This window comes from Lacinutrix jangbogonensis (assembly GCF_000797445.1).
GTDB lineage: Bacteria > Bacteroidota > Bacteroidia > Flavobacteriales > Flavobacteriaceae > Lacinutrix > Lacinutrix jangbogonensis.
Window position 1 is genome coordinate 86,453 of record NZ_JSWF01000046.1, and the last position, 11,573, is coordinate 98,025.

Below are 11,573 nucleotides of genomic sequence, written 5' to 3' on the forward strand. Positions count from 1 at the left end.
AAAAAAATGGCATTACCATCAATAAATCCGACATCTACACCAGCCTGGAAAGCATTACAAAATCATTTTAATGCTATTAAAGAAGAAAATATTAAAGACCTATTCTCTAAAGATAAAAACAGAGCAGACAACTTTAAAATAAATTGGGAAGATTTTTATGTTGATTTCTCTAAAAACCGCATTACAGAAGAAACTTTTAAACTGCTTTTAGAGCTTGTTGATCAAGTAAAACTAAAAGAAGCTATTGCATCTTACTATACTGGAGACATTATAAACAAAACAGAAAATAGAGCTGTTTTACATACTGCGTTACGTGGAAAAGAAAGCGATACTGTATTCGTAGATGGTAAAAATGTAATGCCAGAGATTTTTGCAGTAAAAGAGAAAATGGAAGCCTTTACAAATGACATTGTAAAAGGAAATAGAAAAGGGTATACTAACAAACGATTTACAGATGTTGTAAATATTGGAATTGGAGGTAGCGATTTAGGACCAGCAATGGTTGTTGATTCTCTTCAGTTTTATAAAAACCATTTAACCACTCATTTTGTAAGCAATATAGATGGTGACCATGTCAACGAAGTTATAAAAAAACTAGATCCAGAAACAACACTTTTTGTAATAGTATCAAAAACATTTACAACTCAAGAAACATTAACGAATGCGACTACCATTCGAGAATGGTTTCTTAAACATGCAAAACAAGACGATGTTGCAAAACACTTTGTAGCGGTCTCAACAAATATTGAAAAGGTTAAGGCTTTTGGTATCGATGAAAACAACATTTTCCCAATGTGGAATTGGGTTGGTGGACGTTTTTCACTTTGGAGTGCTGTTGGATTAACAGTAAGTCTAGCTGTTGGTTTCGATAATTTTAATAAATTATTAAAAGGTGCCAATGCAATGGACATTCATTTTAAAAACGAAGAATTCCAAAACAATATTCCAGTAGTTTTAGCTTTAATAAGCGTTTGGTACAACAACTTTTTTGGAGCAGAAAGTGAAGCTGTAATTGCTTATTCTCAATACTTAAGTCAATTCGCAACTTATTTGCAACAAGGTATTATGGAAAGTAATGGTAAGTCTATAGACAGAAATGGAGATAGAGTAAATTATGAAACTGGCACACTAATTTGGGGAGAACCAGGAACAAATTCTCAGCATGCTTTCTTTCAACTTATTCATCAGGGCACTAAATTAATCCCTGCAGACTTTATTGGTTTTGCTGAAAGTCTTCATGGTAATAAAGACCATCAAGATAAATTAATTTCAAACTATATTGCACAAACCGAAGCACTCTTAAACGGAAAAACGAAAGAAGAGGTATTAAAAGAGTTAAAAGATCAGGACTTATCAAATCAAGAAATAAAAGAGTTATTACCTTTTAAGGTTTTTGAAGGTAACAAACCTACAAACTCAATCTTCATTAAAAAACTAACTCCAGAGAGCTTAGGTAAGCTTATTGCCATGTACGAACACAAAATATTTGTACAAGGTATTATATGGAACATCTATAGCTATGACCAATTTGGTGTTGAACTTGGAAAGCAACTAGCGAGTTCAATTTTAGAAGACATAAAATTTAACACTTTGAAGCATCATGATGCTTCTACTCAAAATCTTTTAGAATTCTTCAAAACGTTTAGATAATTATTGTTAAAAAACTGTTAATAGCTTTATTTTTATATCATCTAAAAGCCTCTAAAATAAGAGTACCTTTCCCAAGCAGAAAATGTTAACATTAAGTTAATGCTATAGTATTAATTATACGTATTTTTGCCAAAATTCTAAACTAATCAACTTTAATTCAATCAAATGAAAAACACAATTAAAATGTTGTTTTTTGCAGTCGCTATTCTAAGTTCTGCAATTACAATGGCTCAAAGTACAGTAACAGGATCTGTATTAGAACCAGAAAGTAATTTACCTCTACCAGGTGTAAATATTTTAGAAGCAGGAACTTCTAATGGAGTTTCTACAGATTTCGACGGTAATTTTAGTATAGTAACTAAATCTAATGATGCCAAAATAATTGTATCTTATGTAGGTTACTTATCTCAAGAGTTTACAATTACAGGTAGTAAAGATCTTGGAGCTATTACTTTATCGCCAAGCGAGTTTGGATTACAAGAAGTAAACATTATGGCTTCTATTGCAGTAGATAGAAAAACACCTGTTGCAGTATCTACAATTAGAGCCGCAGATATTGAATTAAAATTAGGAACACAAGAATTTCCAGAAGTTTTAAAATCTACTCCAGGCGTTTACGCTACAAAAGCAGGTGGTGGTTATGGAGATGGCCGTATTAACTTACGTGGTTTTAGTTCAGAAAATGTTGCGGTAATGATTAACGGTGTACCAGTAAACGATATGGAAAATGGTCAAGTATATTGGTCTAACTGGGCTGGTTTAGGAGATGTAACAAGTTCTTTACAAGTACAAAGAGGTCTTGGAGCATCTAAAGTAGCAGTGCCATCTATTGGAGGAACAATTAATATTATTTCTAAAACTACAGATGTAGAAGCTGGTGGTAATGTATATACAACATTAGGTAATGACGGTTTTAAAAAATTCGGTGTAACCTATTCCACTGGTGTTATGGAAAATGGTTTTGCTGCAACAGTTTCTGCTGCTAAAACAGATGGTGATGGTTATGTAGACGGTACTTCATTTAACGCTGTGTCCTACTTTGTAAATTTATCTAAAGAAATTAACGAAGACCACAAAATATCTTTTACCGCTTTTGGTGCAAAGCAACGCCATGGTCAAAGACAAAACCGTCACTCCATTGCGACGTATAGAGATAGTGAACGCGGAAGAAAATTTAATTCTGATTGGGGATATAAAAATGGTCAAGAAACTTCTGTGGAAGACAACTTCTACCACAAACCTCAAATTTCTTTAAACCATTACTGGGATATTAGTGATAAAATGTCTTTATCTACAGCTGCATATGTGTCGTTTGGCTCTGGTGGTGGTGGTGGAACCGGTGGTGATGGAACTAAGTTTTCTATAAATAACGATGAATACAGAATAGGAAATTTAGGTACTGTTGATTTCGATAAAATTGTAGCAGAGAATGAAGCTGCAGGAGTTAATGGCTCTGAATCTTTTTTAAGAGCTTCTAGAAACGATCACAAATGGTACGGTGTATTATCAACATTAAAAACAGATTTAACCGATAACATAGTATTACTAGGTGGTTTAGATTATAGAAATTATAAAGGTATTCACTTTACAGAAGTGACAGATTTGCTTGGTGGACAATACGCTTCTGATGGTGCAAATGTTAACAATCCTAATGCGCAAGCACAAGTAGGAGATAGAATTTTTTACGACAATGACGGTAAAGTTAGTTGGCTTGGTCTTTTTGCTCAAGCAGAATACTCAAAAGACAACTTATCTGCATTCCTATCTCTATCCGGATCGACAACTGGTTATAGAAGAGTAGATCGTTTCGTATATTTAGATAGCGATCCATTACAAGAAACAGATTCCTATAACTTTTTTGCATATGGAGTTAAAGGAGGAGCGAATTACAACATCGACGAAAACCATAATGTTTTTGCTAACTTAGGTTATATTGAAAGAGCACCATTTTTTAGTGCCGTTTTCGCTAACAGGAATAACGTAGATGTTAATGATGATGCAGAAAATCAAAAAATTACAAGTTTTGAGTTAGGTTATGGCTACAGAACAGAAAAATTAACTGCAAACATAAATGTTTACCACACAACTTGGAAAGATAGAACAGAAGTTGCTAGATTCCAATTACAAGATGGAACAATAGCTTTTGCAAATATTTTAGGCGTTAATGCGGTACATCAAGGTGTTGAATTAGACTTGAAATATAAGGCTACAAACAAATTAACACTTACAGGTATGGCATCTGTTGGAGATTGGAGATGGCAAAATAATGTTGAAAATGTTGAGATTTTTGATGAAACAAATGTTTTAGTAAATACAGTAGATATTATTATTAAAGATTTACACGTTGGTGATGCAGCTCAAACTACATTTGCTTTAGGAACTAAATATAAATTTACTCCAAAAACAACATTTACTATTGATTATAATTATTTTGCTAACTTATATGCAGAGTATGATCCTAGTGACAGAGGCGAAGTAGCACCAGATGCTTGGCAAGTGCCGGCTTATGGAATTTTTGATTCTGCATTAAGACATGGTTTTAAGTTTGGTAATTTTGATGCTGCTTTAACTGCAAGAATAAACAATGTATTCGATACGCAATATATTGCAGATGCGCAAGACGGAAGTGACTCTAACGCAACTACAGCAAGAGTATATTATGGTTTCGGTAGAACATTTAGTGTTGGAATGAAACTTAATTTTTAAAAAAAAAAATGAAAAAAGTAATTTATTTATTAGTTGTAGTGGCTGCAATCTTTACTGGTTGTAATCCACTAGAAGACATCAATAACGAAATTGATGCATTACCACAAGATCCTAATGTTGGTTCTTTTGAATACACAGTAACAGATGAAGACTATTCCGCATTTGATCTTGGGTTTGGAAGTTTCGATTCAGAGCAACAAGTAAAAGACTCTATTCCAGATTTATTATCAGAATTATATCCATTATATGGACAAGGATCTTCAGTTTTAGTAAACTACAACCTTTACATTGGTAATGCTGAAGGTGTAAGTGATTTCACTGGATCTGATGTTTACTCGTTAACAAATTCAGATTACGCATCTACAGGAAGTGATGCTTTTGGATTCTATCCAAACGTAAATGCAGCATCTCAAATCCCAGATGTATTAACTGCTCAAGTGGCAAGCCCAATAGAAGGACAAATAGTATTAGCAAAATATAAGCAATACACTGAAAATCCAGTTGTAGGTTTAGCTAACTTAATAGAATACAACTTCGCAGGTAGCTTTGAAGGATGGAGTATTGCAGAAGAATTTGGTGGAGATGACGTTTGGGTATCTGATACTGGTAACGTAAAAGCTAGTGGTTTCTTTGGTGGGACTCAAGTTGCTAACACAGAGTGGTTGGTTTCTCCTTCTATTGACTTAAGTGGTGAAGACAATCTTAAATTTCAAATTACACAAGAACTTGATTTTGCTTCAGACGTTTCATTAGTTAAAATTTTAGTGTCAACAGATTATACTAGTGATGTCTTAACAGCAAACTGGGATGAAATTACATTAGCAAATCCAGCAACTGGAGATATGGCTGCATCTGAAGACTATGATTTTTCTGCTTACGATGGACAAACAATTAACATTGCATTTAAATATACGTCTATAGGAGATGACCCAAGTACACCTGCTGTTGATGAAGGCGATGCAGGACGATGGAGAATTGCTAGTTTAGCTATTAAAACTTTAGGCGCTACAGGAAATACAACTTCTAAAGGAGAATACTTTATGTATTCTAGTGGAGATTGGGAACTTGTAGAAAGCATCTATTATTTAAGTTCTGCAGATTATGATTCTATGGGAACTAGTTCTGGACAACCTGGTCAATACAATAACTTTAGTAGTTCTGCTTCTCCAAATAATTATTTACCAACATTTTTAGAGTTGAATTTCCCTTATGGACAAGATGATGAAGAGCTATTTGTAATTTACGATTACTTCTCTAGTTCATCTGGAGCACAAAGAAGAGGTAACCTTTATACTTTTACTGGAGGCCTGTGGAATGCTCACGAATCTACTATTGAAACGTCATTACAATTTGGTTTTGATAATGGTGTTTGGGTACCAGATAATACTATTCGTCACACTTTAGTAGGAGCCGATTATGAATATATTTCTACCGCTTTTGCTGCAGAACCTGGATTCGAAGCTCCATCAGCAAGTGTTGCACAATATTCTAACTTTGACAGAAGACCATCTAACGATGCTTACTGGAGTGATGAAATGCTTGCAACTGCAATGGGAAGTCTTTTAGATAACAGTCTGGCAACAGGTGCAGCAGACGGTCAAAAATATGTGCTTTCTTTTGCTATATACGATGGAAGTAGTGGTATTGAAGATTTTAAACTAATTAAAGAAGGTGGTGTTTGGATAGACAATAACTAATCCTCTTATAATAAATATTAAACCGCTTCTTATAAGAAGCGGTTTTTTTATGCCCTAATAATTACTACATTTGTTCTATAACTAATTAAAATACGAATTATGATTAAAATGCTGCACTCCTACTGGGCTTACCTCGTCTTCTTAATGATGATCATTGCAACTGCAAATGCATTAATTAAATTCATTGGAAAAAAAGAATACGACCCTAAAGATTTTAGAATTGCATTATTTACACTAATAGTTTCTCATATTCAATTACTAATAGGAATTGTTTTATGGTTTTCTCAAGATTACTTTGGAGAAAACTCTGTAAAAGAAGTAATGGGAAACTCAGCATTACGATCTAATGCAGTAGAGCATCCAATTGCTATGATTTTAGCCGTAGTATTTATTACTATTGGTTATTCTAAACACAAAAAGAAACTAACCTCTGCTGGAAAACTAAAACCTTTAGCCCTATTTTACACGTTAGCACTTGTCTTGGTTTTAGCCAAAATACCTTGGAATACTTGGTTTTAAAAATTAGAAAATAAACAAAAAACGCACAGTATTAAGTTGGCGGTTTTTTGTTTATAAGTTAATATGCTATAAGCACTATTTTTGCATGTTTTTAGCTTCAATACTTAAAGTAGCATGAGGCACTAATGCTAAACGTTTTGGATTTATTAATTTACCTGTTACACGGCAAACACCATAACTTTTATTCTCTACTCTAATTAAAGCATTTTTAAGATCACGAATAAATTTTTCTTGTCTTATTGCTAATTGCGAATTAGACTCTTTACTCATTACTGCACTACCTTCATCAAAGGCTTTAAACTGAGGTGCTGTATCTTCTGTCCCATTATTATGGTCGTTCATATAAGCGCTTTTAATAAGCTCTAAATCGTGTTGAGCGTGTTCTATTTTATCTAAGATTAACAATTTAAACTCTGCTAATTCTTTATCTGAATATCTTACTGTGTGTTCTGATGCCATACTATTAATTTTTTGTGATAAATAACTTTGTATTTATTGTGTCGAACACAATATCTATACCATTATCAACCTGTTCTAAGATCTCAAGACTATCTGTTAATGTTTCAGCCTTAATATACTCTAAATTCGTTTTTACTGCTTTTGTAATCTCTTCATTTTTTTGAAGCTGCACAGATATCCGATCTGTAACTTCAAAACCTGAATCTTTACGTAAATTCTGAATACGGTTTACTAACTCCCTAGCAATGCCTTCTTCTCGTAATTCTTCAGAAATGGTAACGTCTAAAGCGACTGTAATCGAACCTTCATTTGCAACAAGCCATCCTTCGATGTCTTGTGATGTAATCTCGACATCACCAAGTTCTAAAGTAATAATTTTTCCATTACAATCGACATCTAAGCTTCCTTTTTGTTCAATATTTTTAATATCTTCTGAAGTCATCTGTTGAATCTGACCAGCAATCAACTTCATATCCTTACCAAAACGTGGTCCTAAGGCTTTAAAATTAGGCTTTATTTGCTTTACCAAAATATCTGAAGCATCCTCTAAAATCTCAACTTCTTTAATATTTACTTCACTTTTAATCAAATTAGCAACTGCTAAAATTTCTTCCTTTTGTTGCACTGAATCAACAGGAATCATTATTTTTTGAAGTGGTTGGCGCACTTTTATCTTCTCTTTAGCTCTTAACGATAAAACTAACGACGATATTGTTTGCGCATTCTCCATTTTACGCTCTAATGATTTGTCTATAAAACTAGAATCAGAAACTGGGAAATTTGATAAATGTACACTTTCAAATGTCTCCTTTTTACTTACCGAATTTAAATCTAAATAGAGCTTATCCATAAAAAATGGTGCAATTGGAGCTCCAAGTTTTGCTATGGTTACCATACAGGTGTAAAGCGTTTGGTAAGCCGAAATTTTATCCTGTTGGTAATCGCCTTTCCAGAAACGTCTTCTGCTTAAACGCACATACCAATTGCTTAAGTAATCTTGGGTGAAATTAGAAATTGCACGTGCTGCTTTTGTTGGCTCGTAATCTGCGTAATAATCATCTACTTTTTGAATTAATGTGTTTAATTCTGAAAGCACCCATCTATCAATTTCTGGTCTTTCAGCTAAAGGAATCTCTGCTTCAGCGTATGTGAATTTATCAATATTTGTATAGAGTTGAAAGAATGAATACGTGTTATAAAGTGTTCCGAAAAACTTACGTTTCACTTCTTCTATACCTTCTAAATCGAATTTTAAATTATCCCACGGATTTGCATTCGCAATCATGTACCAACGTGTAGCATCTGCTCCATAAGTATCTAAGGTTTCAAATGGATCTGTTGCGTTACCTAAACGCTTAGACATTTTTTGTCCTTTTTTATCTAAAACTAATCCGTTAGAGACTACGTTTTTATAAGCTACCGAATCGAAAACCATGGTTGCTATGGCATGCATTGTATAAAACCAACCTCTTGTTTGATCTACACCTTCTGCGATAAAATCGGCAGGAAACGATTTGTTTTCGTCTATTTTGTCTTTATTCTCAAACGGATAATGCCATTGTGCATACGGCATAGAACCAGAATCAAACCAAACATCTATAAGGTCGCTTTCGCGTTGCATTGGTTGTCCACTTGGTGATACTAATACTATTTCATCAACAATGTTCTTATGTAAATCTATTTTGGCGTAGTTTTCTTCGGAATTGTTCCCAATTTCAAAATCTGCGAAAATATCTTCAGCTAAAACACCAGCTGAGACTGCCTTTTGCATTTCTGTTTTAAGCTCTTCAACAGAACCAATACAAATTTCCTCTTTACCATCTTCGGTTCTCCAAATTGGCAATGGAATTCCCCAATAACGAGAACGGGATAAATTCCAGTCGTTTGCGTTTGCCAACCAGTTTCCAAAACGACCTTCTCCAGTCGATTTTGGTTTCCAATTAATAGTCGTGTTCAACTCGTGCATTCGTCCTTTAACATCTGTAACTTTAATAAACCAAGAATCCAATGGATAGTATAAAATTGGTTTATCTGTACGCCAACAATGAGGATAGTTATGCTTATACTTTTCAACCTTAAAGGCCTTGTTTTCTTCTTTTAATTTAATAGCTAACTCAACATCTATTGAACGTTCTGGAGCTTCACCATCGTTGTAATATTCATTCTTTACGTACTTACCGCCAAACTCTTTCATTTCTGGTCTAAAACGACCTTGTAAATCTACAAGTGGTACTAAGTTATCATGCTCATCTTTTACTAATAATGGTGGTATTTCTGGTGTTGCTTGTTTCGCTACCAAAGCATCATCTGCTCCAAAAGTTGGTGCTGTATGTACTATTCCTGTACCATCTTCTGTCGTTACAAAATCTCCTGCTATAACTCTAAAAGCATTTTCTGGATTATCGTTTGGTAAGGCGTATTGTAATAATTGCTCGTATCTTATGCCTACTAAATCTTTTCCTTTAAATTCCTTTACAACGTAATACGGGATTTTTTTATCGCCTTCTTTATATTCTAAAAGTGTAGATTTTTCTTCTACATTCTTAAACTTTCCATCAAACTGTTTGCCTACTAAAGCTTTTGCCATAATCACATTCGTAGGTTTGAATGTGTATTGGTTGTATGTTTTAACTAAAACATAATCAATTTTCGGCCCAACTGTTAATGCTGTATTACTTGGAAGCGTCCAAGGTGTTGTGGTCCATGCTGTAAAGTGAATAGCACCTTCGTTTTGTAAAAAATCTGGCAGTGTCTCTTCAATAGCTTTAAACTGAGCAACAATAGTTGTGTCTGTTACATCTTGATATGCACCTGGTTGGTTAACTTCGTGCGAACTTAAACCAGTTCCTGCTTTTGGTGAATACGGCTGAATAGTATAGCCTTTATACATTAATTTTTTAGTATAAATCTCTTTTAGAAGCCACCAAACAGTTTCCATGTATTTAGGTTCATAAGTAATATATGGGTCGTCCATATCTACCCAATAACCCATTTTTTGAGTTAGGTTATTCCAAACATCGGTGTAACGCATCACTGCTTTTCGGCAGGCTGCATTATAATCTTCAACAGAAATGGTTTTCCCAATATCTTCTTTGGTAATCCCTAATTCTTTTTCTACACCTAATTCTATTGGCAAGCCATGTGTATCCCATCCTGCTTTACGCTTTACTTGGAAACCTTTCATGGTTTTATAACGTGGAAAAATATCTTTTATCGCGCGTGCTAAAACATGGTGTACTCCTGGTAAACCGTTTGCACTTGGCGGCCCTTCAAAAAACACATATGGTTCTGCGTTTTCACGAGTGGAAATACTCTTTTCGAAGATGTTTTTATCTTTCCAATACTTAAGAATTTCTTCTGCTACGTTTGGTAAGTTAAGTCCTTTATATTCAGGGAATCCTGCACTCATTTTTTCTAATTTCTTGATGGAAAAGCGAAATTAAGGAATTTTGGTAAAAAAGAGGTTATAATTGATTAACAGAAATAAGCTTCTAACATTTAATCTTCACTAAAAATCTCATCATCACATAAATCATTATAAAAATAAACTATTTCTTTTGCTTTCTTTTAGAGTAATTTTCATTATTTATTTTTTGTGCAATCCCCAAAATAATACAATTATATTTAACATTTTCATATCCTTTTAAGGAGGTTCCTTCTCTAAAAAATAAGGTCGCTTCTTGGTCTTGAGCAAGAGCAATGTGCATGACTAGAAAAAGAGGTTTAATCATTATTAACTTTATTTCACAATAATAAAATATTGCTTTAGCACATAATAAAGCAAAAAAAAGCTTCAGCACAAACTGAAGCTTTAAAATGCTCTTGAAGTCTATTTAGTCGATAATTATTTTCTTATCGATTCTGCCATTGTTTTTAGTTTTAATACTCACAATGTACAAACCGGTACTAAGATTAGAAATTGAGATTCCGTTTGCCAATGTTTCTTGATCTAAGTCTTGCTTTTGAAACATATTTTGACCTAAAACATTATACAGAACTAATTGCTGTACATCGTTTTTTAAACCCTTTACAAATAAAACTTCTTGAGTCGTGTTATAGTATATTGTGGTATTATCTACAGTATCAAAATTTTCTGTGTTTAAAGTTTCATCGGGTAAGAACACCACATCAAAACGATTATCAAAAGTTCCGGCTTGCGAAGTGAAATTATAACCTTGTTCGTTTCTTAAATCGAAGTACACGCCTAACAAATTGTCTCTTAAATAAATGTCCTGAGTGTCTAGAATATTTGCAATTTCAACATTTTTAATGGTATACGTTTCGCTTCCTGAAGCGGTAAAAATTAAATCTACTACTTTATCTGGTGTTATTGGTGCTAAGGCTTGAATTACGTATTGGTCACCATTTAATAGACTTCCTAAATCGTTGACTAAGGGTGCGTTTACAAAACCACCATCGAAACCATATTCTCTGCCACTGTCTGTAAACGTATTGTGAAACCCTAAAACCATAGTTCTACTTGAAGTATCACTCATTGCTAGTTCTAATCTTAGCAGTGGATATTGCGTGGATTCTTCCTGG

General features: G+C 33.7%; 8 protein-coding genes. 4 read left to right on the forward strand and 4 right to left on the reverse strand.

The features are described 5' to 3' along the window. Positions 1-6 precede the first annotated feature (6 nt). The 4 genes from pgi (at position 7) to RH82_RS17480 (ending at position 6,572) form a co-directional block, all read left to right on the forward strand. Positions 7-1,650 carry a glucose-6-phosphate isomerase gene (gene pgi, locus RH82_RS17465; protein WP_034062748.1) on the forward strand — a complete coding sequence of 548 codons (1,644 nt, stop codon included), beginning with the start codon at positions 7-9 and terminating at the stop codon, positions 1,648-1,650. 165 nt (positions 1,651-1,815) lie between these two features. Continuing rightward, entirely contained in the window at positions 1,816-4,356 is a 2,541-nt protein-coding gene (locus RH82_RS17470) for a TonB-dependent receptor (protein WP_034062749.1), read from the forward strand. A gap of 8 nt (positions 4,357-4,364) precedes the next feature. Continuing rightward, positions 4,365-6,053 carry a choice-of-anchor J domain-containing protein gene (locus RH82_RS17475; protein ID WP_034062750.1) on the forward strand — a complete coding sequence of 563 codons (1,689 nt, stop codon included), beginning with the start codon at positions 4,365-4,367 and terminating at the stop codon, positions 6,051-6,053. A 99-nt stretch (positions 6,054-6,152) separates the two neighbouring features. Then, positions 6,153-6,572, forward strand: coding sequence for a hypothetical protein (locus tag RH82_RS17480; protein WP_034062752.1), 420 nt, complete (start codon positions 6,153-6,155; stop codon positions 6,570-6,572). A gap of 75 nt (positions 6,573-6,647) precedes the next feature. Here RH82_RS17480 and RH82_RS17485 read toward each other — a convergent pair whose 3' ends face one another. From RH82_RS17485 to RH82_RS17495, 4 genes are all read right to left on the reverse strand, one after another. Further along, complete coding sequence (locus RH82_RS17485) at positions 6,648-7,031, reverse strand: TraR/DksA family transcriptional regulator (protein WP_034062754.1); 384 nt, start codon at positions 7,029-7,031, stop codon at positions 6,648-6,650. 4 nt (positions 7,032-7,035) lie between these two features. After that, complete coding sequence (ileS, locus tag RH82_RS17490; protein WP_034062756.1) at positions 7,036-10,440, reverse strand: isoleucine--tRNA ligase; 3,405 nt, start codon at positions 10,438-10,440, stop codon at positions 7,036-7,038. A 139-nt stretch (positions 10,441-10,579) separates the two neighbouring features. After that, the gene (locus RH82_RS18535) at positions 10,580-10,762 is read right to left on the reverse strand and encodes a hypothetical protein (protein WP_156112530.1); all 183 of its coding nucleotides are present in this window, start codon (positions 10,760-10,762) and stop codon (positions 10,580-10,582) included. Positions 10,763-10,864: 102 nt separating this feature from the next. Further along, the coding region (locus RH82_RS17495; RefSeq protein ID WP_206420442.1) for a T9SS type A sorting domain-containing protein at positions 10,865-11,573 on the reverse strand (709 nt) is incomplete at its 5' end.

What these genes read in the sequence shown, in the direction of transcription:
- RH82_RS17485 (WP_034062754.1), bottom strand. Translation starts at nt 7,031, where the DNA reads ATGGCATCAGAACACACAGTAAGATATTCAGATAAAGAATTAGCAGAG.
- RH82_RS17470 (WP_034062749.1), top strand. Translation starts at nt 1,816, where the DNA reads ATGAAAAACACAATTAAAATGTTGTTTTTTGCAGTCGCTATTCTAAGT.
- ileS (WP_034062756.1), bottom strand. Translation starts at nt 10,440, where the DNA reads ATGAGTGCAGGATTCCCTGAATATAAAGGACTTAACTTACCAAACGTA.
- RH82_RS18535 (WP_156112530.1), bottom strand. Translation starts at nt 10,762, where the DNA reads ATGATTAAACCTCTTTTTCTAGTCATGCACATTGCTCTTGCTCAAGAC.
- RH82_RS17480 (WP_034062752.1), top strand. Translation starts at nt 6,153, where the DNA reads ATGATTAAAATGCTGCACTCCTACTGGGCTTACCTCGTCTTCTTAATG.
- RH82_RS17475 (WP_034062750.1), top strand. Translation starts at nt 4,365, where the DNA reads ATGAAAAAAGTAATTTATTTATTAGTTGTAGTGGCTGCAATCTTTACT.
- pgi (WP_034062748.1), top strand. Translation starts at nt 7, where the DNA reads ATGGCATTACCATCAATAAATCCGACATCTACACCAGCCTGGAAAGCA.